Origin of the sequence: Acinetobacter sp. FDAARGOS_515, assembly GCF_003938865.1 — a bacterium.
Lineage (GTDB): Bacteria > Pseudomonadota > Gammaproteobacteria > Pseudomonadales > Moraxellaceae > Acinetobacter > Acinetobacter ursingii.
In genome coordinates this window covers 2,206,689-2,232,728 of the sequence record NZ_RKIX01000003.1, presented here as the reverse complement: position 1 = coordinate 2,232,728, position 26,040 = coordinate 2,206,689, and the positions used below count along the sequence as shown (strand labels likewise).

Genomic DNA, 26,040 nt, shown 5'->3' with positions numbered 1-26,040 from the left:
AGGTGAAATATGCAACACGATACGGAATTTGAACTATTTCGAGATAATTATCGACGTTTTCTAAAAGAACAAGTCGCTCCTTATTATGAACAATGGGAACAGGATGGCCTAATTCCACGAAAGCTTTGGAATCAACTGGGTGAAAATGGTTTTTTATGCGTCGATGTTCCAGAAGAATATGGCGGTTATGGCGCACCTATCCATTACTCACTGATGCTAGTTCAAGAAACTGCACAGGCAGGATTTACCTCTTTGGCAGTGGCCATTGGTGGGCAAAATGAATTAGTTTCGCCCTATATTCAAAATATCGGTACTGAAGCACAGAAAAAATATTGGCTTCCTAAAATGGTCACAGGTGAAGTGGTCACTGCGATTGCCATGACTGAAGCCAATGCTGGTTCTGATTTACAGGCGATTCGTACACAAGCCATTTTGGAAGATGATCACTATCTGATTGATGGTTCAAAAACATTTATTTCCAATGGCTTACATGCAGACTTAATTGTACTGGTGGCAAAAACCAACCCACTGGCAGGTGCCAAAGGTATCTCATTGTTTTTAGTTGATGCTCATTTAGAAGGTGTAAAAAAAGGACGCTCACTGAAAAAAATTGGTTTACATGCCCAAGATACCGCCGAACTATTTTTTGATCAGGTCAAAGTTCCCACTTCACAACGTTTAGGCAATGAAGGACAAGGCTTTGCTTACTTAATGCAAGAATTACCGCGTGAACGTCTGAGCATTTCCATGATGGCACTTGGGTCAATTTTGGGTGCAATTGAACTGACTAAAGACTATGTCTTACAACGCAAAGCCTTTGGTCAACCCTTAAGCCAAATGCAAAATACCCGATTTGTACTTGCCAATGCGCAAATTAAAGCCAAAGCCGCACAAGCCTTTGTCGATCAATGTGCTGAGATGTATAGCCAACAGCAACTCAGCGTCAACCACGTCGCCGCACTGAAATGTTTTATCACCGATACCCAATGTGATGTGATTGACCAATTACTACAACTGTTTGGTGGCTATGGCTACATGCAGGAATATCCAATTTCACGTTTCTTTGTCGATGCCCGCGTGCAAAAAATTTACGGCGGAACCAACGAGATTATGAAAGAAATCGTGGCGCGTGAACTCTTGGGAAAATAATTTAAATTTTAACAGCGAAGCAAGGCAGAAAGAACCAACAGGTCTTGCTTAAAACAACAATGATATTTCAGGATGAAATGCTATGTCTAAATTATGGGTGTATTCCACGCTTATGTTTTCTGGTTCTATATTTGCGGGAAGTTTTGTCGATAACAGCAGTGTAGAACTGACTACACGCAACTTTTATTTTGACCGCGATTATCAGGAGCTTTCCAAATATCCAGCAGCGAAGGACTGGACACAAGGCTTTATTTTCAAGGCAAATTCAGGCTATACGGAAGGAACAGTGGGCTTTGGTCTGGATATTCTCGCCACCGCTGGTTTTAAGCTGGATGCCAGTGCCAAATATGCAGGAACTGGAAATCTACCGCGAGACACTGCCACCAATGAACCCGCATCAAGTTACGGTGAAATCGGTGTCACGGGTAAAGCTAAAATTAGTCAGACTGAACTTAAAATAGGAACGCTTAGACCGATGAATCCTGTTTTAGTCGCTTCTCCTGCCCGTTTGTTACCACAAACTTATCGTGGAATTTCACTAGAATCTAAAGATTTAAAAGATTTTGAATTACAGGCTGCTTATATTGATAAAGTGAATCAACGTGATTCGACTAATTTTGAGAATATCAGAATTTCAGCGGTGAATGGACGTTTTAAAAATGCTGAAACCGATGGATTGTACTATGCAGGCGGGTATTACAATGTCAATCCAAGTTTACGTTTAGGTTTATTCTATCTGGATGTGAATAATCTTTATGATCAATGGACAACAGGTTTTTTACACAAATGGGAGATCAACCCAACCACACGATTGAGTAGTTATTTACATTATTATCGAAGTCGTGATGAAGGCAATGCAAAAGCAGGCTTAGTCGATAATGACTTATATCATGCGCATTTTGAACTGAAGCATCAAAATCATAAATTTATTTTTGGAACGTTTCAGCATCATGGTGAAACTGCGTTTCCTTATTTAAGTGGTGGAGAAACAGGACTACTGATTGATACATGGCCAGGCGAGTTTCTCAATCCCAAAGAACAAGCTTATAGTTTCCGCTATGAATATGACTTTAAAGATTATGTTCCGGGTTTACACTTTATGACACGCTATACCATGGGTCGTAATATTTATGCACCCAATCTGGGTGGAACCAATTTAAAAGAACGAGAAACTGATTTTGATCTGGGCTATACCATTCAAAACGGTTGGCTCAAAAATCTGGGACTTCGCGCACGTTATGCCATCTATGACAATAACATGTCGGCCAACGCCAATATCAAACCTGTGAACGAAACCCGTATCAATATTGATTATACGTGGAAATTTAAATAACACTGATAGGCTCTAAATCATCGGGAGCCTACTTCAATTTAGGGAAAATAAAAAATGGATATGACTGACAAACTTCCTCCTATTCACTATTTGCTAGGCGGGCATCATATTCAATGGAACGATCAAGCGCAGCAACTTGAAATTGATTATGTCGCATTAGAAAGTTTTACCAACCCTAGAGGTACAGTTGAAGGGGGTATGATTTGCGCAATGTTGGATGATGTGATGGGCTTATTTGCATTTCTGGCGAATGATCGACAACCTGCCACCACGATTAATCTGACAGTAGATTTTCTACGCCCATGTCAGGTCGGTGTCGTGCAGACCAAATGCCGCTTTGTAAAGCAAGGTAAATCTATTTTAAATATCGAAAGTGAAGCATGGCAAAATCATAAAATGCTGGCACGAAGTACAGCTAATTTTATGGTGCTTTAAGTTTCAGTTGAACCCACAAAAGAGAAAGAAAACCCGTTGCTTTCTTTCTCAAACCATTCATTACTTAATTTTAAAAACGCTGAGAGATACTCAACTTAAAGTCACGTCCAGTACCTGTCATATATTCTCCCAGATACATTTTGTAGTCACGATTAAACAGGTTATCAATAGAGAAATTCAACTGAGGGCCATTTTCACCGACTGGCTGCCAATCGATAAAAATACCGTGCAAAGCATAGCCTTTAGTACGAGGCAATGAAAAACCAGAAGCCCCAATTGAATGATCTGTATTTAAAATACTTCTGGTTTGCGCGTCTACAAAAATTCCACGCCAGCCCATGGTCAAATCATGTTCAGGAACATTGACACCTAGCGTAGCTGTCGCCTTGCGTGGAGGTATTTGTTCAATCCATGTTTTTTGATTAAACCACGGATTAACAGGAGAATTATCACGTTGACCGCGCACATAAGAATAAGTTAAACCTGCAAAATAGGTGGGCTGATTATAAAATAGCTCTGCTTCATAAGCTTTGATGGTGTAATCAGTAATATTTCTGTAAAAACCATGATCATATTGGCCATTACAAACACTGGCATTCGCACTTCCACCCTGTGCAATAATCTCGGCTTGTGCCTGACAGAAAACTGAACGATTACGAAAAATTTCGTCTGAACCGCGGTTATGATAATAGCTAAGACGGATCTGTAAATGATCATCATCTGTCAAAAGCTGATCAAAATTCATTTCATTGCCAAGTCTTATCGCCAACATTTTTTCGGGACGCAAATACAGACTGGTCGCAGATACCGTAGAACTTGGACCATCATTATAATATTGTTCATCAACACGTGGCGCACGCCATGTTTTGCTAATATTAGCAAACCACGTGAGGTAATCTGCCTGTTTCCATGCCAACGCTAAACGGGGTGACCAGCCTGTATAACTTTTTTCTGAATAATCATGACCTGCTTCAGCCGTGCTATAACGTGGAGCCAGATTGCCATAACCCTGATTGATAATATTGTCATAACGTAAAGACGGCGTAATCGTGACTGCCCCAATTTGATATTGGTCTTCAACAAATGCGCTATACATTTGCTGATCACCTGCGGGCATATAATTCGGTTGATAGAGTCCGTAATTATATTGAGGATTATTCAGATAAGAGCGAACCAGCATCAAAGAGTTTTGCTTCATCTTTTGATATTGTGCCCCGATTTTTAGCTTATGTGTACCATACGCCGTATCAATATCACTGATATTTAAAAGTTTTAGTGCTGTATTGGTATAGTTCACCCAGCTTTCATCGCCAAGATTGGCCGCTGAAAAAGAAACCCCTTCCAAACGTTTATCATGTTGTTTGGTTTTTGAATAAGAAAAATTTGCTTTGAAATTAATATAAGGATTCGCAGCAGGATTGAACTCATAACCAGCGGAATAGCTTGTATCTTTTTGGTCACGATAGACTAAACGGCGTTTCCACGCTTCGTCATAGCCATACTTTGCAATATCTGCGGCACTCGGAACAGCATCCTGATCACGCATTGCAGCAAAAGGTTCCCAGCCTGTATGGCTACTTTGCATGGCATTGAAAGAAATCTTTTGGCTTTCATCTGGACGAATATTCAGTTTTGCTAAATATGTGTCCTGTTCCTGAGCTGAATATAAAAAAGAGGTTCCATCTGGACGCTCTACATTACCGCTATCGCGTTTGGTATAGTAAAACAGCCCATCCAACAGATTATTTTCAGTTTTTCCATACACTGCACCCGTATAAGTATTTTGTTGGTTATTACTAAATCGCGAATACTTTAGAAATGCGCCGACATCTTTATTTTGTTTTAATAGATCTTGCGCATCTCTGGTTTCCAGTGTCACCTTTCCGCCAAAACCGCCATTACCAACTTCAACATTATGCGGACCTTTATCGACCGTGACCCGTTTTAAAATTTCAGGTTCAATAAAGACTGACCCTTGTCGATATTTATCAAAAGATTTGACCGAATCATCCAGTGTAATGGGAACATCTTCAACTCCTCCCATACCCAGAATATTAATCGTTTGTCCGCCGGGTCTAGGAGAGCCAGCCGAAGATACTCCTGGCATGGTGTCTAATAGTTGTGCAACATTATTGGCCTGATAACGATCAATCGCGGTCTGATTTAAAACGCTTTGCCCAAACTGAACCGTATCTGAATTTTCTGCCTGCGTAGAAAGGGTTGGCATTTGGTATAACTGATGATTATCCTGATTGAAAATTGAAGATGAATTCAGTTGCCCTTTTTTTATGGCACTTGAAGTCCCCACATTTTTTTCATCAGACTGTTCATGCTCTAGTTTCTTATCCACCAATAAGTAACCTGCCGATGATTTCATCATCTGAAACGGTGTATGTTCAATCAATCTGGCAAATGCTTGCTCAACGGTGTAATTGCCTTTTATCGCATTTACTTGGTAACGATTGGTTTTCTTTGCATCCATCAGTAATGAAACATTGGCTTGCAATGCAACGCTATTGAGTGCCTGAGTCAGAGAACCACGCTCCACTTGAAAGTACGCAGAACTATTGCTATTTGCAGCGTATATAGGGGCTGAAACGCAACTGACAGAAATTGCCAGAGAAACGGCCAACGCTATTTTTTGTAGGGAATATTGGGAAGATAAAATGTGCATTAAAACGATAGCCCCATATAAATGATAATCATTAACCAAGCCAATTAGCAAATAATTGCTGTTCTTCCCTATATGACGCACCACCATCCAAAAACACGCAATTTGTCGTTATTTTCTAACTTTCAAACTGAATAATAAAAACATGACTTCCTATTTTTTGAATATTTAATTGTGGATATTGAGCTTTGATTAAGCTTAAGGTTTGCTCCACATCCTGTTGGGCATCAATCACCCCGTTGACTTTGAATGACTCAAGTACAGATGCGCGATAAATAAAATAAACGTGATGCTGTCGATTTAGACGTTCTAGTAAATCAGGTAAAGCCAGATTATTGGCTAAAATCTGGTTGTGTTGCCATGCAAATTCAGTAGATCGAATTGCAATCGGTTGAATCGGTCCAAAGCCATGCGCGTCAGCTTGTACCTTTTCACCAGCATGTACACGCTGACGTTGATTGACCTGCTTCGCACTTGCTTCAACACTTGAATGCAACATGCTAATACTGCTGTTTTCACGATTTTGATGCACAATAAATCGTGTTCCTAATGCCTTGTAATCGGCTTGCTTTGATTGCACGATGAATGGCCGATGTTTGTCTTTTGCGACATCCACATAAATCTCACCCTGAACCAGTTCAACCTGACGTATCTGTGAATTAAAATGCAATTTGATGGCAGATTTAGCTCCTAGCGTAATTTTTGAACCATCTTTAAGTACAAATGACTGCATATTTCCCGTCGAAGTTTTATAATCTGCGGTGTAATAAGCATAGGGAAAATAATGGTAGGTCAAAATACTGAATAGCCCAATAAAACCAATGCCCAATATCCCACGACCAAAAGCCTTTTTTAGCTGTTGTTGACTTTGTTGAGTGTGTTTTAGCGACTTTTGCAAGGTCTGGCTATGAATACGGTGTGTTTCCTGAAGTTGTTTTAATTCGTCAGAAAAGCGACTAATTTTATCGAATTGATCATGATATTCGGGATGCTGTCGTTGCCAATGCTCAAATTCGACTTGAGCTTGAGAACGTTCAATCGGATCATCTGTGTTTAAACGAATAATCCATAAAGATAATTCTTTTTGTAATTTTTTTGGGTCAGTCATGTTCCGACTCAAGCAACTGTTCTCGCGCTTCAAGACATAGATTTAGACAATCTGCTAAATAAGATTGCGTCGTCCTTAAAGATTTACCAATCCGTTTAGCGATTTCACTTTGATTGTAACCTTCAAAGTAATACATCAGAAAAGCTTTTCTTGCAAATACTGGGCTTTCGTTTAAAGCGATTGTTAAAAAATCTAAAATTTGTACCACTTCTTCAAGTTGATTATTTGATAATTCAATCTCTTGAAGTTGTAACTCCCCTGCCAGAGTTTCCAGATAGCTTTGCTCTAATACATAACGTCGATGCTTATCAATCAGTACATTTTTGGCAACATTGACTAAATAAGCTCTTGGTTCCTGAATTCCGAGTAGTTTTTGCCGAGTTTGTAATAACTTAACAAAAGTATCTTGCACCAGATCGGCTGCATTAAAAGGATAACGAATGCGATAGCTAAGCCACTTTTGAAGCCAATCATGATGATCCAGATACATTTCATGAATGAATTGTTTCTGTGCAGTTGGGGAGAAAGATTGATCCATAGCAAAATATTGAATGAATAATATAAACAAGAATTATTATCATTTATTAATGTGATTATTGTAAACTATTTCTGAACGATATTTTCTATAAAAAAGCTGCATTCCTTATTGCGTCTTTTTCTATCCTCCTTCGTCATAGCGTATATAGACCTTTATTTACTCCGCAAATATACATCTTTATTTAGGTAACGATATGAACCAATCCGTTGGCAAAACAGACATTCAACATCATATAAGTTCGGCACTATCACTTCGCTTAAAAACTGAAACAGCAGCAGAACATGAACATATGCATCACTTAATGGCTCAGGCAGATGTTTTTGCAAGTCGGATGCATTATGCAAAATTTACACTGGCTCAATATTATTTTCAGCGTGATGTTGAGGATTTATTTAAATATCCAGAAATCATTGATTTTATTCCTGATCTGGATGTTCGTGGTCGCTCAGACGCAGCGTTTAAAGATTTACAAGATTTAGGAGTTTCACCTACAGATCTTAATATCGCGAGTCAGGATGCCAATGCACTTGAAGCGCTAGGCTGGATTTACGTTTCTGAAGGTTCAACGCTCGGAGCTGCGTTTTTATTTAAGGAAGCCAAAACCAAGCTGGAACTTTCTGAAGAATTTGGCGCACGAAATCTGGCGGCTTATCCTGAAGGCAGAGCAAAAGTCTGGAAACGCTTTGTTCAGGCACTCGATGATGCAGGTTTAAGTCAAACTGAACAAGATCAGGTCGTGCAAGGTGCAATGGATGGTTTTGCCCGCTTTGCATCGCTGTTAACCACAGCAAATACAGATCAGTAAAATGTCAGTACCCACCCATCCGTCCAAGTTGCCCTCAACCTCTGATCACCTAAATCATGATCAGATCGAGCTCACTACATCTAAAAATATACATCATGAAAGCTTATCTAAATCCAGCTTTTTAAGAATTGTATTTATAGGTCTGTCTTGCTTGAGCCTGAGTATTGGTGTGATTGGTTTGTTTGTTCCGGGTTTACCTACAGTTGAGTTTGTATTACTCGCAGCTTTTTTTGCAGGAAAAGGCTCTTCCAGATTACATCGATGGTTTTACCAGCATAAATTATTTGGTCCCATGATTCGTAACTGGCAAGATCAGCGTCAGGTTTCCAGAAAATCAAAATATATGATGGCTGTTAGTATGACACTTGCTAGCAGCATCTTGATACTTCATGTACCTCATTTCTGGTTTAACCTTGTATGTATTGTATGCATGCTGCTCGTTTTTATCTGGGTTTGGCGGCGACCTGAACCCGAGAAAATTTAAAATGCAAAACACAAGTCATAAAAAAGACCACACATCGTGGTCTTTTTTATCAGAACAAACTACTGAGCAGTATATCCGCCATCCATCACTACAGCTTGTCCTGTCACTCCACCTGCCTTATCACTGCACAAGAAAATCGCATAATCGGCAATTTCCTCAACACTAAGAAGGCGTTTTTGCGGCACCATCGCCAAAATCACATCTTCCAACGCACTGGTTTCACTCACATTTCGCGTTTTAGCCAAATCTGCAATTTGCCCACGAACCAAAGGTGTATCCACATAGCCAGGACACAAAGCATTTACTGTAATACCATCACGTGCACATTCGAGTGCAGCGACTTTGGTTAAGCCAATCACACCATGCTTAGCGCTGTTATAGCCTGCTTTACCTGCAAAACCGATCAAGCCATTAATCGATGCCATATTGATAATACGACCTGATTTTTGTGCTTTCATAATTGGAAAAGCATGTTTAATGCCGATAAATGAACCTGTTAGCATCACCGCAATCAGTTTTTGATAAACTTCAGTTGGGAATTCCTCAATTGCTGCCACATGTTGAAACCCTGCATTATTAATTAAAATATCCAGTGTTCCGAATGTTTCTTGTGTTAGTTCAATTGCAGCTTGATAGGCTTGTTCATTGGTCACATCACAAGGCGCCGAAATAGCAGTAAAACCTTCGCTTTTGAGCTGTTGTGCAGCTTCTTCACATTTTTGCGCATTCATATCTGAAATAACTACTTTTGCACCTTCCAATGCAAATTTTTTCGCAATTTCCAGACCAATTCCGCTCGCAGAACCTGTAATAAAAGCCACCTTACCATCGAGTTGTTTTGTCACGTTCTTTCTCCTGCCTCATTTATAAAATGCCTTGGTTTTTTAAACCAAAACAAGTTCATAGCTTATTTTGATCAAAAAATTACACAATTCCGAACCATGTAAATGCAGCTATCGCCACAAATACTGCAACTGTTTTAATGATCGTAACTGCAAAAATATCTTTATAAGATTGCTTATGTGTTAAACCTGTTACAGCGAGTAAGGTAATGACTGCGCCATTGTGTGGAAGTGTGTCCATGCCGCCCGATGCCATTGCCACAATACGATGCATCACTTCGGGCGGAATACCCGCAGCCAAAATAGCAGCATTATACTGCTCTGCCATCGCACTCAAAGCGATACTCATCCCGCCTGATGCTGAACCTGTAATCCCTGCCAATACAGTTGTGGTCACCGCACCATTCACCAAAGGATTAGTAAATGCCGTTCCCAATGCATGACTCACTAAAGCAAAACCGGGTAAAGCCGCAATAATCGCACCGAAACCATATTCGGACGCGGTGTTCATGACAGCCAAAAGCGAACCGCCAATACTGGCATTTACACCTTCTTTAAATTGGCTCGCCACACGACCATAATCAAATAAGATAGCCGCGATAATCCCAACCATCAGTGCCAAACCGACCGCCCAGATCGCACCCGTTTTTGCAACATCAACCGTATAATTTGCAAGACCAATTGCATTAAAATCAAAACCGTTTGGGTACCATGTTTTAATTGCTGTCGATAAATATTTATTCATCACAGCAACTAACACTAAAGGAACGAAGGCTAGAATCTGACGAATAACCGAACCATTATCATGCGCATTTTCCTGTACAAGATTTACATCAGAATCAACACTATTTGCAGAATTATCTGAGACAAAACCTGCATAGCCTTCCCCTGCTTGAGCAGCCACACGTCGACGCCACTCTAGGTATAACAAACCTGTACTCAATACAAAAATCGCACCAATAATCCCTAAAAATGGAGCAGCATAAATATTGGTTCCAAAGAAAGTGGTTGGTATCACGTTTTGAATTTGTGGCGTACCCGGTAGCGCGTCCATGGTAAAGGTAAATGCACCAAGTGCAATCGTGCCGGGAATTAGACGTTTAGGGATGTTAGCTTGCTGAAATAATTGATTGGCAAATGGATAAATCGCAAATACAGCTACGAATAAACTGACACCACTATAGGTCAAAATTGCGCCGAGGATCACCACGGTCAAGATTGCTTTTTTTGCACCAATCAAATTCACAATAGTTTTTGCAATCGACTCAGCGATCCCTGACATTTCAACCACTTTGCCAAAAATTGCACCGAGTAAAAATACCAGAAAATAATCCTCGATAAAGTTGACCATTTTCGGCATGAAAACGCCTGAGTAAAAAGGCAAGACATTACTTGGATTGATTAAAAAAACCGCCAATAATGCACATAACGGTGCCATCAGGATGACTGAAAACCCGCGATAAGCGGTGTACATCAGTAAGACTAAAGACAGCAGAATAACAAATAAATCCCACATATTCTTTCTTACTCCATTATGAAGAATATAGATTAGGTTTAACTCAAATATTGTGCCTAATATTTGATAACAGTTTGCCTAATAATAAATAAATACAATTTGTCCAAAATGAGCCATTAAATATACTTAGCAAATAAGATTTTATATTTATTTTAAAATATCAATATTTTTACGAAATACAAGAATATTATTTAAAAGACTGTTAAATAAAAATTTAAACATTGAAATATAAGATTTTTATTTAAGTAAAACGACTTATCTATTTATTTAAAAAACAAATGAATTATTTAATAAAACTCATTAATTATTAGTTTTCTTTCATAAGTCCCTTTTATTTCTTCCTATAGGAGAAAAATAAAGAGAGTTTAAAAATTATGAAAGAAGTCTATTTAATGAAAAAATTCTGCTTTTAATATTTTGATTTGGATCATTTCAGCCACATTTTAAAAAACTGTTTTTTTAATATAAAACTGAGCTTGATTTAATTTTACAAAAAAACAAGTATATCAATCGTAGAGTTAGATATAATTTTTCTTTAAAATCAAAAACTTTTGATTAGGATGGAATCTATAAATGACGCTCAAGCAACTCAAAGCTTTTTTGGCACTGGCTCGTACTCTGAATTATGCCAATGCATCGACTGAGCTTCATTTAAGTCAGTCCGCCTTGAGTTTGAGTATCAAATCATTAGAAGAGGAATTGGGTGGAAAGCTATTTAAGCGTAATACTCGCCGTGTCGAACTCACTCAGGAAGGAAAATCTTTGATCCCTTATGCTAGAAAGTTACTGGCAAACTGGGAAGACATGGAAAATGATGTAAAACAACGTTTTAAACTTAATCGCGGTACTTTAAATATTGCTTCAATGCCCTTTGTTACCCATGCAATTTTACCCGAAGTCATTCAGACTTTTTCAAATGCCCACCCTAATTTAAATTTTTCAATTCATGATATTCCCAATGAAAAAATTATTGAAAATGTATTGGACGGAATTTTTGAACTTGGAATTTGCTTTCAGCCAATTCTAAATGAACAGTTGGAATTTAAAGCTTTATTTGATGAAGATTTTTTAGCACTCATTCCCAAAACACATCCGCTAGCCAGTAAAAAAAGCATCACTTGGCAGGAATTATATGCCAATCCATTTATTACCTTACAACACCCTTCAATCGTGCGTTACCTCCTTGAACAAAACGCCTCACGCTTAGGTCTGGTGCTTGATTTAAAAGTTGAGTGTCACCAGATTAGTACTTTCTCAAGTTTTGTGGCTTTAGGCATTGGAGTCAGTGCAATTCCACGCCATTTTCAACATTCGATCGATAAAGAGTATAATGTGTTACTGGAAATTGAAAATAGTCAGGTACACCAAGCGGTCGGTATTATTTATAAAAAAGACACTGAACTTTCAAATATTTCCAGCGAATTCATTCAGACACTTTCAAGTTATCCTTACGAAAAAATCCTTCAATTTTAGTAGCCATAGAAAATCAACGATCAAAAAACGATATTCGCACATTAAACAGATTCATTAATTTTTCTCATTAATCCTTTAAAATTTTCAACTTCCTTAAATAAATTACAGATGTTAATAATAAGAAAACATAGGGACGTTGAGTAAATACAATGAATAAAGTGTATGCAAGTGCAGAACTCGCATTACAGGATATTGTTAAGAATAATCAGACTCTTGCTGTGGGTGGTTTTGGTTTATGTGGTATTCCAGAAGCATTGATCAATGCATTAAAACAAACCCAAGTCACTGGTTTAACCTGTATTTCCAATAATGCCGGTGTAGATGATTTTGGTTTGGGAATTTTACTTCAAACCAAACAAATCAAAAAAATGATTTCATCTTATGTCGGTGAAAATAAAGAATTTGAACGCCAATATCTTAATGGTGAGCTTGAGGTTGAACTGACGCCGCAAGGAACTTTGGCAGAAAAACTTCGCGCAGGCGGCGCAGGCATCCCAGCATTTTATACTCAAACTGGCGTTGGAACACTCATCGCTGAAGGCAAAGAACAGCGCGATTTTGATGGTAAACCTTATATTTTAGAGCCTTCTTTAACCGCTGATATTGCATTGGTCAAAGCTTATAAAGCGGACAAAGCAGGTAATTTGATTTTCCATAAAACGGCACGTAACTTCAATCCCGAATGTGCAATGGCAGGGAAAATTACCATTGCGGAAGTTGAACAAGTGGTGGAAATTGGTGAGTTAGATCCTGATGAAATCCATCTGGCAGGTATTTTTGTACAACGTATTGTACTTAATGCACACCCAGAAAAACGAATTGAGCAAAAAACCCTAAAAGCACAGGAAGCATAATCATGGCATGGACACGTGAACAAATGGCACAACGTGCCGCCAAAGAATTACAAGATGGTTTTTATGTCAATCTTGGTATTGGCTTACCGACACTGGTCGCTAATTATATCCCAGAAAATGTTGATGTCTGGCTTCAGTCCGAAAATGGTTTATTGGGCATTGGAGAATTTCCAACCGAACAAACGATGGATGCAGATTTAATCAATGCAGGTAAACAAACGGTCACCGCACGTGCGGGCGCTGCATTTTTTTCCAGTAGTGAATCTTTTGCCATGATCCGTGGTGGACATGTCAACATTGCGATTTTGGGCGCAATGGAAGTCTCTGAAAAAGGTGATCTTGCCAACTGGATGATTCCGGGTAAAAAGATCAAAGGCATGGGCGGCGCAATGGATTTGGTCGTGGGTGTACAACGTGTCGTGGTACTCATGGAACATTGTGCCAAAGATGGTACGCCGAAAATTGTATCTGAATGCAGTTTGCCGCTGACAGGTCAGGCTGTAGTACATCGTGTCATTACCGACTTAGGCGTGATGGATATTACTGCTGAGGGTATCGAACTAATTGAACTTGCAGATGGTGTAACAGTTGAGCAAATTCAGGCTGCCTCAGGTGTCAAACTCATTACGGCCCTAGCAAGCTAAATATTCTTTTAAAGGAAATACTGGCATATAGAAAGTGAATTAGAAAAAAGCGGTGATCACTTTTGGATGAATGATCACCTTTAATATCAGATGGAATTTGATCATGAATAAACAACCTGCAATTTTAGAACGGTTTGCGATTAGTATTAGTAACTGGTCAGAAAAATGGTTTCCTGACTCATATATTTTTGCATTACTTGGCGTGATTATTGTGGCTACTGCTGCACTGTTCATTGGCGCACCAGTCAAAGAAGTCGCCAGTTCTTTTGGTAATGGCTTTTGGAGCTTAATTCCATTTACCTTACAAATGACCATGCTGATTATTGTTGGTTATGTGGTGTCTGTATCACGTCCCATGAAAAAACTGATCCAGAAGATGGCCAGAATCCCACATTCGGGACGCAGTGCCATTGTGCTAGTTGCCACTGTCAGTTTGCTCATTTCTTTGGTCAATTGGGCCATTAGTACCATCTTAACTGCACTTTTGGTGATCGCCCTCGCCAAACGTAAAGAACTCAACATGGATTATCGAGCTGCTGCCGCCGCAGCGATTATTGGTATGGGAGCAACATGGGCACTGGGGATTAGTTCCTCTGCGGCTCAATTACAGGCCAATAAAGCCAGTTTGCCTGAGTCTATTTATAATCTGACCGGTGTCATTCCGTTTACGGAAACTATATTTTTGTGGCAATCGATTGTGATGACTGCCATATTGATCATTGTTTCGATTGTCATTGCCTACCTGTCTGCACCCAAAGGTCAGAATGTCAAAACCATGCAAGATTTTAATCTGAACTTTGACGAAGAAGAAAAACAGGAACTTGAACAAACGAAATCGAAACGTCCGGGAGATTGGTTAGAAAATTCACCCATCCTGACCATTTTAGTGGTGGCATTGGGCTTAATCTGGATGATTCTGGAGTTTTCTAAAAACAATCCAATTATTGCGATTTCTAGTCTCAATACTTATAACTTTATTTTTCTGATGCTTGGTCTGGCCTTACACGGCACACCACGCAATTTTCTGAATGCAGTGAGTAAAGCGGTTCCTGCTGTTTCAGGCGTTCTTATTCAATTTCCACTTTATGGCAGTATTGCCTACATGATGACTCAGGCTGTTAATGCTGAGGATTTATCACTTTCGCATTATATTGCACACTTTTTTGTTTCAATTGCTTCACATGATACCTTTGCTGTGGTCATGGGAATTTATTCTGCCATTTTAGGCTTTTTTGTACCATCTGGCGGTGGCAAATGGATTATCGAAGCACCTTATGTGATGCAAGCAGCCAACGATTTGAAATATCATCTGGGTTGGTCGGTACAAATTTATAATGCAGCAGAAGCATTACCCAACTTAATCAATCCATTTTTTATGTTACCGATGCTCGGTATTTTAAAACTCAAACCTAAGGATGTGATTGGTTTTACCGTGACACAATTGGTTGTACATTTACCTTTAGTGCTTTTTTTACTGTGGATATTAGGACAAACTTTGACTTATACCCCACCCGTATTTTAAACAATCATAATGAAGTTCAAGCTTATAAGCTGAACTGATACTTCAAGGAATCATTTCATGACAAAAATTGTGATCGTCGCTGCTACACGTACACCCATGGGCAGCTTTCAAGGCAGTCTTTCTGGTTTAAGCGCACCTGATCTGGGGGCTGTTGCCATTCAAGCTGCTCTCAAACAGACGAATATTCCCGTCGATGAAATTGACGAAGTCATTATGGGCTGCGTACTTCCTGCGGGCGTTAAACAAGGTCCTGCACGTCAAGCAATGCGTAAAGCAGGCTTACCTGATCATGTCGGTGCAACCACGATCAATAAAGTCTGTGGTTCTGGTATGAAAGCTGCCATGCAGGCAAGCGATGCCATTAAAGCAGACAGTATTAAAATTGCTGTGGTGGGTGGTATGGAATCCATGAGCAATGCCCCTTATTTATTGCCGAAAGCCCGTACAGGTTATCGCATGGGGCATGGTCAAGTCATCGATCATATGTTTATGGATGGTTTGGAAGATGCGTATACAGGACGTGCAATGGGTTCGTTTGCTCAGGACATGGCAGATCAAAAAAGCTATACACGAGAACAAATGGATGAATTTGCAATTCGCTCTTTGACTCGCGCACAAAAAGCAATACAGGAAGGCTATTTTGAAGCTGAGATTGTGCCTGTTACGGTCACTACTCGCAAAGGTGACGTTGTGGTTGATACCGATGAAAATCCAGGCAATGCGAAAATCGATAAAATTCCAACATTGCGCCCTGCTTTCGCCAAGGATGGCACCATTACTGCTGCAAACTCAAGCTCCATTAGCGATGGTGCATCGGCCCTGCTGATTACATCTGAGCAGGAAGCCAAGCAGCGCGGTCTAAAGGTTTTGGCTGAAATCAAAGCTTATACGACCAATTCTCAATTACCTGAAGAATTCACTATTGCTCCCGTAGGTGCGATTGAAAAACTACTCAAGAAAGTCGGTTGGTCTGCCGAAGAGGTCGATTTATGGGAAATCAATGAAGCTTTCGCTATGGTAACCATGGCGGCGATTGATGCATTTAAACTCGATCCTGAAAAAGTGAATATCAATGGCGGTGCTTGTGCCTTGGGTCATCCATTGGGTTCATCAGGTTCACGCATTATCGTAACTTTGATTCATGCGCTAAAACGACTGGGCAAGCGCAAAGGTATTGCAGCGCTGTGTATTGGTGGAGGCGAAGCAACTGCGATTGCGATTGAAATCGTTGATTAATCAATTCTCTAAATCTTCCAAGAAAGGCAAAAATAAACATTTTGCCTTTCTTTATGGAAAAAAGATAAAAGTTCATTTAGAACAATTGACTTCTTTCATCATCGTTTAAACCCTGTTTATTTTTTTCCATACGAAGAAATAAAAGGAACTTAAGAAAGAAGTCTAGTATTTACAGATACCAAATACTGTCTGTTAATTGCTGAATCTCATTAATATCATGACTGACATACAGCATTGGAATCTGAATTTCTTGTTTAATTTTTTGAAAAAAAGGAATAATTTCAGCTTTATGTGCTGCATCCAAAGCGGATAAAGGCTCATCTAATAATAAAAGTTGCGGCGAATACAGCAAGGCTCGCCCCAATGCGACACGCTGCTTTTCTCCACCAGATAATTTAGAAGGCATACGATTTAATAGATGATCAAGCTTTAATAAGTCAACAATATAATCTTCTTTAAAATATCTTTTTTCAGGTGCAATTCGCCTCAATCCAAAACATAGATTCTTTTTGACATTCATATGCGGAAATAACTGTGCATCCTGAAATACCAATCCCACACGGCGTTGTTGAGTACTTAAATTAATCTTTTGTGAAGCATCAAACCATGTATGCTCCTGCACTCTAATCCAACCTGCTTGAGGTGTATTCAGTCCTGCAATCGCATGTAAAATACTGGTTTTACCTGAACCCGATGCGCCAAATAAACCAACCACACGCTGATCCGACTGAAAAGTCTGATCTAGGCTAAACTTTCCAAGTTGCAACTGGATATGACAATTCAACATCGTTGTTCTAGCCTCGCTTGTTTTTTTGATAACGATGAAACCATTGCGCAAACCACAACGTAAAAAAAGCAACGCTTAAAGAAAGAATAATCAAACGCCAAACTTGATGTTCAGTATCAGGTTGTTGCATCAAACTATACATCGCCAAAGGCAAAGTTCGGGTTTCACCTGCAATATTGCCGACAAAGGTAATCGTCGCACCAAACTCCCCCAAACTACGACAAAAACATAAAATTGCACCCACTAAAATTCCACTACTGGCTAATGGCAATGTGATGCTAAAAAATGTGCCCAATCCTGATGCACCTAATGTTTTAGCCGCCATTTCCAGACGTTGATCAACCAGTTCAATCGCAAGCCGAATCGACTGTACAAATAAGGGAAAACCCATCACCGCGGCGGCCAAAGCAGCGCCTTTCCAATTAAAAGCTAAACTTAAACCCCAAGCATTCAGATACTGCCCCAACATGCCATTGTTACCAAAAACTTGTAGTAGCAAATATCCAGGAACAACAGGCGGTAAAACCAATGGCAAAAAAACCAAAGTCTCAAATAGAGATTTTCCCCAAAATTCTTTTCGTGCCAATAACCAGCCCACAAACAAAGCTGGAATTAAATTCACCAATAAACTAAAAGCAGCCACCTGACAAGATAACTTGAGAACCTCAAGCTCCTCTGCCGAAAGAGAAAAAAACATTATTTAGCTGGTAATAACACAGTAAAACCGTATTGTTTAAAAACGGTATTGGCCTGTTTTGTCTGCAAAAATTGATAAAATTTTACGGCGGATGGGTTATTTTTGATGAGACCTAGTGGATAAATAATCGGTGCGTGGGTATTTTCAGGAAATACTCCCACAATTTTAACATCTTTACTAATGGCAGCATCAGTTGCATAGACAATACCTAATTGACATTCACCACGCGCAACAAAATTTAAAGCAGCTCTGACGTCCTCTGTTTCAACCAATTTGGGCTGAAGTTTTTGCCACCACCCCAGTGAAGTAAGTGCCTGTTTTCCATATTTGCCGACTGGAACGCTTTTGGTATCTCCTGTACACCATTTCCCTTGAAAAACTGTACTTGGATCGACATTTTTATCCATCTTAATAGTGTTGATTGTCGAATTTTTAGGTGCAATTAAAACCAGTTTATTGCCCAATAAATTAATACGCTGATTAGACACAATCAGTTTTTTATTTTGCAGATAATTCATCCATTGTTCATCTGCCGAGATAAATACATCAGCAGGTGCGCTGGCTTCGATTTGTTTAGCTAAAGTTGAAGAACCAGCATAAGACGTTTTAACTTCAATTTTAGTTTGCTTTTCAAACGCTTTTTCTAAATCTGTAATTGCATTGGTTAAACTTGCAGCGGCATATACAGTGACATCATTGGCTGCATGAGCTTGGATAGCAAAGCCTACGATACAACTGAATAGCATTGAAATTATTATTTTTTTTGTGTGATGAGTCGACATGATGATTGCCTTTTTTCAATATGTTTTCAGAAATATATCGATAATTATGTAAATATACAATTGAAAAGGTAGAAATAAGCTCTAGTTTTCTGGTTAGAGATATAAAATAAATAACCACTCAGTTAAGCATCGACCCAGCTCTATCACTCTAAGCAAGGATCTGGTTTGGAAAGTTTAAAAAACCAAATCCTATAGAATCACAATAAAAAAACATCGTCATTAGGATATTGCTTTAATTTTGAGCTTTCACTCTTTTTTTTGATGAAATAATTTGCCAAAACACGCTTTTATTTATATGATAGCCGCCATTGGAAGCGTGGCAGAGCGGTTTAATGCACCGGTCTTGAAAACCGACGAGGGTGTGAGTCCTCCGTGAGTTCGAATCTCACCGCTTCCGCCAAATATCGAAATAACCCTTTGTTTGCTACAAAGGGTTATTTTTTTAGCTGCTATTTTAGCTTTCGCCTATTCCTCTATAAACTCTAAATTGGATTAAAGCCATTTCTATAAAATATAACATTTTAAGTTGAGCTTTTTTTCAAACGCTATAATTTCAAATATTGGTTTTTTAAATCTGTTTTCGCCAAGACGTTTGACGTTAAACATTTACTCAGAATTCAACCGTTCCTGTAGCAACCAATGTTGTAACGGCACAAAGACCAGTCGGGTTAATTCAATGAGAATAATACCTAACAAAATGCCCGCCAAACGAATCCAGCCATTATCCATGCTCAGTAAACTAAGTTGATCAGGCACCATCACGACGATATACACCAGAGAAAATTGGGTTCCTATATAGGCAAAACTCTGTCCACTATTTTCAATATGCCGCCCAATAACAATTCCAAGTGCAATTGCCAATGCAGCAAAAGCATAATTTATCGCGCTCAAAGGTAATAATATAAATGCCAATCCAGCACCCAACAAGCAGCCAAATAATCGATATAAATTTCTCATTGATATCAATTTTTTATTATTTAGATCTGGTAGCGGAATCATCAGAACCGCTAAGATCGTAATCGCGGTTTGAGTCAGTAAATCTACCGAAAAGTACTGGATTAAAAAAGGCACGACTGCAATTGCCAAGGCAGCTTGTACGGTATGAATGAGCGTCAGTTTTCTGTAACCCTCAAACTTTGCGATTTCGACCAAGCCACTTTTATTGGCCGTTAAGGAAAATCTTGGACGAATCAGGTAGGTAAAAAAGAGACTAACCAGCATACAGGCTACAGTACCCGCTATCACTTCAATACTTCGCGTTTTGGCAAATTGGCTCATATCGACAAAGGGATACATTAACCCATCAATAATCACCATCGCAAAAGTCAGACCAAAAAACAGCCATGCATAGCCATACCGTGTAGTCATGGCAAAATATAGCGAAAATGCAGCAAAAAAAGCCAAAACCAGACTGTTCATCCACAGGCTTTTAGAAATATAAAGTTCAATCCAACATGCCAATAAAGCGCCAACTACTGTTCCCAAAATTCTCAGCATTCCACGAATACAGGTATCGACAATATGTGAACGCAATACCATATAACCACTAAACGCAGCCCATCCAATATTTTCTGCGCCAAAGTAATGAGCAAATAAAATAGCAAGGAATACTGAACATAAAATTTCAATTTCATCCAGTGTACGCTTGGGCGTATGACTCTCCCAACGAAATTGTTGCAGGATTGCAGACCATAAACCTTTTGCTGATTCAAATACTTGCATAGTGATACTTATATGCCGAACTGCATTAATTGTAATGGATAGCTAAAGCTGAAGATTTGTATTCTTGTGACTGATTTCTGGATTTTCTTCAATAAAAAAGAGGGGAAAATTACTTTCCCCTCTTTTGTAGATTAAATCATTTATACAGTTGATTTAATCTTCCAGAATGCGGCTATGTTTTTGTTGATCTTTCATGCGGAAGAAATACACCAGACAGATCGCACACATCACCGTTACATAGATAAAGTAGAAATTTTCGTGGCCAATGTTTTTAAACTGTAGCGCCACAAGTTCTGATGTACCACCAAAAATCGTATTGGCAATCGCATAAGGAAGTGCCACACCAAGCGCACGAATATGGGCGGGGAACATTTCAGATTTAATGACTGCACTGGTTGAGGTATAACCAGATAAGAACATCATACCAAACAGAATCAATAAACCTGCAATCACAGGACTTGATGTCGTTGCGATAGTACTAAAAATTGGATAAGTAAATAAAACGCCACCGATACCAAAGAAAATCATGACGGCTCTACGACCAACTTTATCGGAAATAGAACCCATCACGGGTTGTGCAAGCATGAAGATAAAGATGGTGACAGCAGAAACCATCGTCGCGACTTCTTTAGAAAAGCCAGTCGTATTCACCATAAATTTTTGCATATAAGTGGTATAAGCATAGAATGAAATCGTACCACCCGCAGTTAAGAATAAAACACCTAATGCTTCTTTGGGATGATGTTTAAACAATGCAAATGCACTTGATTTGACTTCTTGTGTCGCGTTTTTGAAAGATTGAGTCTCTACCATACCACGACGGATAATAAAGACAGACAATGCTAAAATTGAACCGACAAAGAATGGAATACGCCAGCCCCACTCGTACAATTGCGCCTCAGTTAACACTTGTTGCAAGATGATTAAAGTTGCAAGTGCCAGAAGCTGACCAGCCATAATGGTCATATACTGGAAACTTGAGAAAAAACCACGTCGGTTTTTTCCTGCCATTTCACTCAAATAGGTCGCGCTTGCACCATATTCTCCACCGACACTCAAGCCTTGGATCAATCGCGCAATAATCAAAATAACAGGAGCCATCACCCCAATCTGTTGATACGTTGGTGCAATCGCAATCAGGATTGAACCGATACACATCAAGGTAACAGAGAGTGTTAAACCTGCTTTACGTCCCTTACGGTCTGCAAAGATACCCATCATCCATGCGCCAATGGGACGAATCAAGAAACCAACCGCAAAAACCGCTGCTGCTTGAAGCAACTCAACGGTCTGGTTACCTGCTGGGAAGAAAGATTTTGCGAAATATAAAGTGAACATACTGTAGGCAAACCAGTCATACCATTCGACTAGATTACCCGCTGAACCGCCCAAAATAGATTTAATGCGTGTTTTCTGATCCAGATTCGCATTTAATTTTTTATCAACCGCCTGATCGATACTCATTTGGCTTCTCCTTAGCCATTTACATGTTTAGAACCAGTTAGCCCTAGCTAGTTCTACCTAAACCATCATTTTGCGTAATAGTTAACAAAGCCAGTTTGATTAAACAATGCGAAAAAAAGTCAGTTCAAAAATAAAGGCCTTTTAAAATTAAATAATTTCTTGTTTTTTATTGATTTATTTTTATTAAATTTATTCATTATTCGATCATTTAAACTGATGGAACTGATCAGAATAAAATATAAGCAATAAAAAAACTCCCAGAGTCCAACTGAGAGTTTTAAATAACATATCTAACCCGAATCCTGCTTAAGCTAATGATTCCATAACTTGAATTGTTGGCTTATTCCGATGAGTTAATTGATATGCACATAACGATGCATAAATTCCGCTAAGAAATCCATGAATACTACGTGCTTTACTCGTCACTAAATTGTATTGTCCTTTCAATAAGCTGAATAACGTTTCTATCTTATTGCGTTGTTTTAAATGATATTTATCTGATGAACAGAGTTGAATAGCCTGCATGTTCTTTCTATGGTAAGTAATCAAATCAACCCCTTGATCTTTTAACCTGCTTTTTAAATTTTGACTGATATAGCCACGATCCGCATAAAGCTTTGCGTCTAAGCCTTCAACCAATTGTTCAACCATTTTTATGTCAGCAACATGCCCATTAGATAAGCCTGAGCTAACGATCTCACCGAATTGATTCATCACGATATGTAACTTACAGCCATAAAACCATCCCATTGAACTTTTACCGCGAGATGCAATCTTGGCTAATGATTTATGACGCTGAATACGCTGATTTTTACAGACAGGCAGAGTCGTTGAATCAATCCATAAATATTGTTTGTATTCACCTTTCATCAAAGCGACATGTAAAGCATGTAGAGCTAATTGATGCATATTGATCAGGTGAATCATCCTTTGGTAACAGGGTAAGCGTTTAAATAAATGATTTTTATCCTGCTTCAACCATGAAAAGAAAGCTTTGAAATTGTTGAAATGAGAACACTTATACCAAATGGCGATAAAATGTATTTCTGAGAGACTCAGCTGGGCTGGTCGAATTCTTACAGAGCGACGACTTTGTTTGAGAAACTTCCAATAAGTTGCTTCAAATTTAAGAAAGAAATCATCAATGATGCAGAATAATTCGGTACTATTGAACATCATGAACCGTACCGGGTTTGTCGGAGACTTTTTTATTTAAGTTAGGCCACCTGACCTAACGGATTAATCTTATCATAGTACATTGCTTCAAACTCAAAAGGCGATACATAACCCAGTGCACTGTGTACACGCTTTTTGTTGAACCAATCTACCCTACATGGTGAAAAGCTGTATTTATCTCCTCTCATAGATTTGTTCAATGGAGAAATTATTGCATTCCAAACCCAACGTAAACCACATTATGCTTTAGTTAAAAACATGCTTAGTGAGGCTTTGAGTAACCTCAAACCTGATGAAAACCCTATTTTACACTCAGATCAAGGTTGGCAATATCAAATGCGCCATTATCAGCAACAGCTTAAAGTGCATGGTTTGACACAAAGTATGTCACGTAAAGGGAATTGCTTGGATAATGCGGTAATAGAGAGTTTCTTTGGAATACTTAAATCGGAATGTTTCTATGGTGAAGAATTTAAATCAGTTGATGAGTTGGAGCAAACAGTGAAAGATTACATTCATTATTATAACCATGAACGAATCAAGGTTAAATTAAAAGGACTAACCCCTGTACAATACAGAAATCAGTCCTTATTATCCGCTTAATTCACTGTCCAACTTTCGGGGGGCAGTTCAGGTCGGGTTGGATTTTTTTATTCTACGTTTAATTTTCCTTTGAAACCTTAACTTTGAGTCATCACTTTTCTTTGTCGAATTTCTTTCATTAATATCATCGAGAAAATAACATTTAAAAGCGCCAGTAACGCGATGCTATAAAGTACCGTATTTGCACCAAACGCATCAATCATATACCCAGCAATCAACGGCGTCATGGCTTGTGCAATGAGTGATGGACGAGCCAATTTTCCCATAAGACAGGCATATTCCTCTTTTTTGACCAAGGTCAGCGGTAAAGTGCCACGTACGATAGAACGTAAGCCATTGCCTGCGCCATAGATGATCATTGCAAGTGCAGCATATTTGAGTGAGATACACAGCAAAACAATCCCGACCACCAATAAAACAACTGATACCAAAAGCGATTTAATCGGATGATCAAACTTAATCACCAAATCCAGCATGCGTGATGCCACCTGACTTGGTCCAATCAAAGCACTAATCGCAATGGCGCTGGCTAAAGCCAGACCATTTTCTTGCAAAATATCAATCAATTGCACTGTCATCACTGTCATGATAATTGAAGTAATCATAAAAATAATGGATATCAAGTGATAGGTTGATTTGGGCAAGCTCATCGAATTGGTTTTATTTTTTTGCTGTAGCGCAGACGCTTCAGCGATTTTTTTTGGTTTAGGCAATGCATAGTGATAAATCGGCCAGATCACAATAATCATCAAGACTGCACCAAATACACAAGTCGCTCGCCAACCAAATAACGAGACTGCATAAGCCTGAACGGGCCAGACTATCGTAGTACAAAAGCCAGAAATGAGCGTAACGCTCACTATCGCAACTTTGGCATTTAAACCAAATAGATTACCCAAGACTGCAAATAACGTGTCATACAGACCAATCGCCATCCCTAGCCCAATTACAATCCAGGCCAAAAAGAAAAAGGCCAGATGATAACTAAAGGCCAGAATGAACAACCCTAAAGCCGTGATGATCCCGCTCATGGCCAGAATTTCCTTGCCACCATGACGGGAAATTAAGCGACCAATATAAGGCAGTGCAAATGCGGAAACCAAAATACTTAAAGATAAAGCACCGTAGACCAGTTCACGTCCCCAGCCCATTTCGGACATAATTGGACGCGCCATGACTGCCAATAAAAAGAAAGATCCTCCCCATACGATAATCTGTGCGATTCCAATGAGGAGGACTGAGAAAAAAGAAGGTTTATCTTGATCAGCTAGTTTGAACACAGCCTTCAAGCGGGGTGCTAACATGTATTAATCCATAGGATTTTGCGGCAATTGAACTTAACAATCGCGATTGCAGCTTATACATTTACCTCAACCTCATGATTCAAATAATTTTGAATAAAACCTAAAACGATATCTGGCTTTTCTGCATGCAACCAATGCCCTGTTCCTTCAACAGTTTCAATGTGCGCTTGCGGAAATTGCTGTTCTATTTCGGCTTGATATTGAGGCAAAATGTACTCCGAATTTCCACCACGGATAAACAAACAAGGTTTATTCCAAGGCTGGATTGGATTCCATCCCACAAGATTTCCATAATTGGCTTTAAATGCATCTACATTATATAGCCATTGACCTTTTACAAAGGATTTAAGTAAAAACTGCACAATCATCTCATGCGGTAGATACTTTCTCATAATTTCTGCCGCCTGAGTACGGCTTAAATTTGGATTATGTTGTTCAATCACAGCATCAATCGCAGCAAACATGCCTTCATGGCGCTCACCTGCATAAGGCACAGGTGCAACATCCAATATGACCAATTGCTCAACGCGTTCAGGAAATAAACCAACGATTTTCATCGAGGTTTTTCCACCCATAGAATGCCCAACCAGAGAGAAACGATTAACCTGTAAATGATCGAGTGTTTCAACCACATCCTGCGCCATCAACTCATAACTCATATCTGCTGAATGTGGCGACCCACCATGATTACGCAAATCCATTTGAATCACATGATGATTCTGATTGAGCTTTCTTGCAATCATGCCCAAATTTGACAAGCTACCAAATAAACCGTGCAACACGACAACAGGCATCTCAGTCACGGGGTTCGGTGAAGCGTGATATTCAGCATTTAAAATCATGGTATTGAGTCCCTATTCAATCTTGGCTTATCTCTGACAAAAGATGGGTTGAA

Annotated in this window: 23 protein-coding genes, 1 tRNA gene and 2 pseudogenes; 12 read left to right on the top strand and 14 right to left on the bottom strand. The window is 39.2% G+C overall.

What is annotated here, in order from left to right:
* The first annotated feature begins 9 nt into the window (after positions 1-9).
* The 3 genes from EGS47_RS12335 to EGS47_RS12325 all read left to right on the top strand — a co-directional run bounded on the left by EGS47_RS12335 (position 10) and on the right by EGS47_RS12325 (position 2,917).
* Positions 10-1,149, top strand: a complete 1,140-nt coding sequence (locus EGS47_RS12335) for an acyl-CoA dehydrogenase family protein (protein WP_004987186.1) — start codon at positions 10-12, stop codon at positions 1,147-1,149.
* A gap of 82 nt (positions 1,150-1,231) precedes the next feature.
* Entirely contained in the window at positions 1,232-2,482 is a 1,251-nt protein-coding gene (locus EGS47_RS12330) for an OprD family porin (protein WP_004987188.1), read from the top strand.
* Positions 2,483-2,536: 54 nt separating this feature from the next.
* Positions 2,537-2,917, top strand: coding sequence for a PaaI family thioesterase (locus tag EGS47_RS12325; protein ID WP_004987194.1), 381 nt, complete (start codon positions 2,537-2,539; stop codon positions 2,915-2,917).
* 70 nt (positions 2,918-2,987) lie between these two features.
* Here EGS47_RS12325 and EGS47_RS12320 read toward each other — a convergent pair whose 3' ends face one another.
* From EGS47_RS12320 to EGS47_RS12310, 3 genes are read right to left on the bottom strand one after another with little or no spacing between them, the layout of a single operon-like run.
* Positions 2,988-5,678, bottom strand: a complete 2,691-nt coding sequence (locus EGS47_RS12320; protein WP_125269665.1) for a TonB-dependent receptor — start codon at positions 5,676-5,678, stop codon at positions 2,988-2,990.
* A gap of 28 nt (positions 5,679-5,706) precedes the next feature.
* Positions 5,707-6,696 (bottom strand): FecR family protein, encoded by a 990-nt coding sequence (locus EGS47_RS12315; RefSeq protein WP_125269664.1) that lies wholly within the window; start codon positions 6,694-6,696, stop codon positions 5,707-5,709.
* On the bottom strand, positions 6,689-7,234 hold the full coding sequence (locus EGS47_RS12310; RefSeq protein ID WP_004987201.1) for a sigma-70 family RNA polymerase sigma factor: 546 nt from the start codon (positions 7,232-7,234) through the stop codon (positions 6,689-6,691). Before EGS47_RS12310 ends, EGS47_RS12315 begins: the two co-directional genes overlap by 8 nt.
* Before the next feature lie 193 nt (positions 7,235-7,427).
* Between EGS47_RS12310 and EGS47_RS12305 the strand changes: the two genes are divergently transcribed.
* On the top strand, positions 7,428-8,039 hold the full coding sequence (locus EGS47_RS12305) for a biliverdin-producing heme oxygenase (RefSeq protein ID WP_004987202.1): 612 nt from the start codon (positions 7,428-7,430) through the stop codon (positions 8,037-8,039).
* A 1-nt stretch (position 8,040) separates the two neighbouring features.
* Positions 8,041-8,523, top strand: coding sequence for a YbaN family protein (locus EGS47_RS12300; RefSeq protein WP_004987204.1), 483 nt, complete (start codon positions 8,041-8,043; stop codon positions 8,521-8,523).
* Positions 8,524-8,582: 59 nt separating this feature from the next.
* Here the strand turns inward: EGS47_RS12300 and EGS47_RS12295 are convergent, their stop codons facing one another.
* Both EGS47_RS12295 and EGS47_RS12290 read right to left on the bottom strand, forming a co-directional pair.
* A complete protein-coding gene (locus EGS47_RS12295) occupies positions 8,583-9,368 on the bottom strand; it encodes a 3-hydroxybutyrate dehydrogenase (RefSeq protein WP_004987210.1) in 786 nt (261 codons plus the stop codon).
* 79 nt (positions 9,369-9,447) lie between these two features.
* On the bottom strand, positions 9,448-10,881 hold the full coding sequence (locus tag EGS47_RS12290; RefSeq protein WP_004987212.1) for a GntP family permease: 1,434 nt from the start codon (positions 10,879-10,881) through the stop codon (positions 9,448-9,450).
* Positions 10,882-11,454: 573 nt separating this feature from the next.
* Here EGS47_RS12290 and EGS47_RS12285 point away from each other — a divergent pair.
* The 5 genes from EGS47_RS12285 (at position 11,455) to EGS47_RS12265 (ending at position 16,610) form a co-directional block, all read left to right on the top strand.
* Entirely contained in the window at positions 11,455-12,354 is a 900-nt protein-coding gene (locus EGS47_RS12285) for a LysR family transcriptional regulator (protein ID WP_004987214.1), read from the top strand.
* 149 nt (positions 12,355-12,503) lie between these two features.
* Positions 12,504-13,208 carry a CoA transferase subunit A gene (locus tag EGS47_RS12280; protein ID WP_004987215.1) on the top strand — a complete coding sequence of 235 codons (705 nt, stop codon included), beginning with the start codon at positions 12,504-12,506 and terminating at the stop codon, positions 13,206-13,208.
* A 2-nt stretch (positions 13,209-13,210) separates the two neighbouring features.
* Positions 13,211-13,852 carry a 3-oxoacid CoA-transferase subunit B gene (locus EGS47_RS12275; RefSeq protein WP_005005129.1) on the top strand — a complete coding sequence of 214 codons (642 nt, stop codon included), beginning with the start codon at positions 13,211-13,213 and terminating at the stop codon, positions 13,850-13,852.
* 103 nt (positions 13,853-13,955) lie between these two features.
* Positions 13,956-15,374 (top strand): short-chain fatty acid transporter, encoded by a 1,419-nt coding sequence (locus EGS47_RS12270; RefSeq protein WP_005005134.1) that lies wholly within the window; start codon positions 13,956-13,958, stop codon positions 15,372-15,374.
* 57 nt (positions 15,375-15,431) lie between these two features.
* A complete protein-coding gene (locus EGS47_RS12265; RefSeq protein ID WP_005005136.1) occupies positions 15,432-16,610 on the top strand; it encodes a thiolase family protein in 1,179 nt (392 codons plus the stop codon).
* 169 nt (positions 16,611-16,779) lie between these two features.
* Here the strand turns inward: EGS47_RS12265 and modC are convergent, their stop codons facing one another.
* Genes modC through modA form a run of 3 tightly spaced genes read right to left on the bottom strand, consistent with a single transcriptional unit; the run spans position 16,780 to position 18,840 of the window.
* Positions 16,780-17,397, bottom strand: coding sequence for a molybdenum ABC transporter ATP-binding protein (gene modC, locus EGS47_RS12260; RefSeq protein WP_005005137.1), 618 nt, complete (start codon positions 17,395-17,397; stop codon positions 16,780-16,782).
* A gap of 7 nt (positions 17,398-17,404) precedes the next feature.
* Positions 17,405-18,094 (bottom strand): molybdate ABC transporter permease subunit, encoded by a 690-nt coding sequence (gene modB / locus EGS47_RS12255; RefSeq protein ID WP_005005141.1) that lies wholly within the window; start codon positions 18,092-18,094, stop codon positions 17,405-17,407.
* The gene (gene modA, locus EGS47_RS12250; RefSeq protein ID WP_228128626.1) at positions 18,094-18,840 is read right to left on the bottom strand and encodes a molybdate ABC transporter substrate-binding protein; all 747 of its coding nucleotides are present in this window, start codon (positions 18,838-18,840) and stop codon (positions 18,094-18,096) included. Before modA ends, modB begins: the two co-directional genes overlap by 1 nt.
* A 346-nt stretch (positions 18,841-19,186) precedes the next feature.
* Here modA and EGS47_RS12245 point away from each other — a divergent pair.
* Positions 19,187-19,276: transfer RNA gene (locus EGS47_RS12245), tRNA-Ser, on the top strand.
* A gap of 206 nt (positions 19,277-19,482) precedes the next feature.
* On the opposite strand, the gene EGS47_RS12240 is transcribed toward EGS47_RS12245, so the two are convergent.
* From EGS47_RS12240 to EGS47_RS18845, 4 genes and pseudogenes are all read right to left on the bottom strand, one after another.
* Positions 19,483-20,598: an FUSC family protein gene (locus EGS47_RS12240; protein WP_005005145.1), complete on the bottom strand. Its 1,116-nt coding sequence runs from the start codon at positions 20,596-20,598 to the stop codon at positions 19,483-19,485.
* Between the two features lie 153 nt (positions 20,599-20,751).
* Complete coding sequence (locus tag EGS47_RS12235) at positions 20,752-22,062, bottom strand: MFS transporter (protein ID WP_005005146.1); 1,311 nt, start codon at positions 22,060-22,062, stop codon at positions 20,752-20,754.
* 306 nt (positions 22,063-22,368) lie between these two features.
* Positions 22,369-23,238 (bottom strand): IS982 family transposase, encoded by an 870-nt coding sequence (locus EGS47_RS12230; protein ID WP_005001054.1) that lies wholly within the window; start codon positions 23,236-23,238, stop codon positions 22,369-22,371.
* 41 nt (positions 23,239-23,279) lie between these two features.
* Positions 23,280-23,390, bottom strand: a pseudogene (locus EGS47_RS18845) (IS3 family transposase); the annotation flags it as partial.
* Between the two features lie 7 nt (positions 23,391-23,397).
* Here EGS47_RS18845 and EGS47_RS12225 point away from each other — a divergent pair.
* Positions 23,398-23,841: pseudogene (locus tag EGS47_RS12225) on the top strand (IS3 family transposase); the annotation flags it as partial.
* A gap of 77 nt (positions 23,842-23,918) precedes the next feature.
* Here the strand turns inward: EGS47_RS12225 and EGS47_RS12220 are convergent.
* Positions 23,919-25,145, bottom strand: coding sequence for an MFS transporter (locus EGS47_RS12220; protein WP_005005162.1), 1,227 nt, complete (start codon positions 25,143-25,145; stop codon positions 23,919-23,921).
* 53 nt (positions 25,146-25,198) lie between these two features.
* Positions 25,199-25,987 (bottom strand): alpha/beta fold hydrolase, encoded by a 789-nt coding sequence (locus EGS47_RS12215; RefSeq protein ID WP_005005163.1) that lies wholly within the window; start codon positions 25,985-25,987, stop codon positions 25,199-25,201.
* Positions 25,988-26,040: the final 53 nt, after the last annotated feature.

Coding starts and splice junctions, on each gene's coding strand:
- EGS47_RS12310 (WP_004987201.1), bottom strand. CDS start 7,234: ATGGATCAATCTTTCTCCCCAACTGCACAGAAACAATTCATTCATGAA.
- modA (WP_228128626.1), bottom strand. CDS start 18,840: ATGCTATTCAGTTGTATCGTAGGCTTTGCTATCCAAGCTCATGCAGCC.
- EGS47_RS12230 (WP_005001054.1), bottom strand. CDS start 23,238: ATGTTCAATAGTACCGAATTATTCTGCATCATTGATGATTTCTTTCTT.
- EGS47_RS12300 (WP_004987204.1), top strand. CDS start 8,041: ATGTCAGTACCCACCCATCCGTCCAAGTTGCCCTCAACCTCTGATCAC.
- EGS47_RS12335 (WP_004987186.1), top strand. CDS start 10: ATGCAACACGATACGGAATTTGAACTATTTCGAGATAATTATCGACGT.
- EGS47_RS12325 (WP_004987194.1), top strand. CDS start 2,537: ATGGATATGACTGACAAACTTCCTCCTATTCACTATTTGCTAGGCGGG.
- modC (WP_005005137.1), bottom strand. CDS start 17,397: ATGTTGAATTGTCATATCCAGTTGCAACTTGGAAAGTTTAGCCTAGAT.
- EGS47_RS12215 (WP_005005163.1), bottom strand. CDS start 25,987: ATGATTTTAAATGCTGAATATCACGCTTCACCGAACCCCGTGACTGAG.
- EGS47_RS12275 (WP_005005129.1), top strand. CDS start 13,211: ATGGCATGGACACGTGAACAAATGGCACAACGTGCCGCCAAAGAATTA.
- EGS47_RS12330 (WP_004987188.1), top strand. CDS start 1,232: ATGTCTAAATTATGGGTGTATTCCACGCTTATGTTTTCTGGTTCTATA.
- EGS47_RS12240 (WP_005005145.1), bottom strand. CDS start 20,598: ATGCAAGTATTTGAATCAGCAAAAGGTTTATGGTCTGCAATCCTGCAA.
- EGS47_RS12270 (WP_005005134.1), top strand. CDS start 13,956: ATGAATAAACAACCTGCAATTTTAGAACGGTTTGCGATTAGTATTAGT.
- EGS47_RS12315 (WP_125269664.1), bottom strand. CDS start 6,696: ATGACTGACCCAAAAAAATTACAAAAAGAATTATCTTTATGGATTATT.
- EGS47_RS12220 (WP_005005162.1), bottom strand. CDS start 25,145: ATGTTAGCACCCCGCTTGAAGGCTGTGTTCAAACTAGCTGATCAAGAT.
- EGS47_RS12235 (WP_005005146.1), bottom strand. CDS start 22,062: ATGAGTATCGATCAGGCGGTTGATAAAAAATTAAATGCGAATCTGGAT.
- EGS47_RS12280 (WP_004987215.1), top strand. CDS start 12,504: ATGAATAAAGTGTATGCAAGTGCAGAACTCGCATTACAGGATATTGTT.
- modB (WP_005005141.1), bottom strand. CDS start 18,094: ATGTTTTTTTCTCTTTCGGCAGAGGAGCTTGAGGTTCTCAAGTTATCT.
- EGS47_RS12285 (WP_004987214.1), top strand. CDS start 11,455: ATGACGCTCAAGCAACTCAAAGCTTTTTTGGCACTGGCTCGTACTCTG.
- EGS47_RS12290 (WP_004987212.1), bottom strand. CDS start 10,881: ATGTGGGATTTATTTGTTATTCTGCTGTCTTTAGTCTTACTGATGTAC.
- EGS47_RS12305 (WP_004987202.1), top strand. CDS start 7,428: ATGAACCAATCCGTTGGCAAAACAGACATTCAACATCATATAAGTTCG.
- EGS47_RS12320 (WP_125269665.1), bottom strand. CDS start 5,678: ATGGTGGTGCGTCATATAGGGAAGAACAGCAATTATTTGCTAATTGGC.
- EGS47_RS12265 (WP_005005136.1), top strand. CDS start 15,432: ATGACAAAAATTGTGATCGTCGCTGCTACACGTACACCCATGGGCAGC.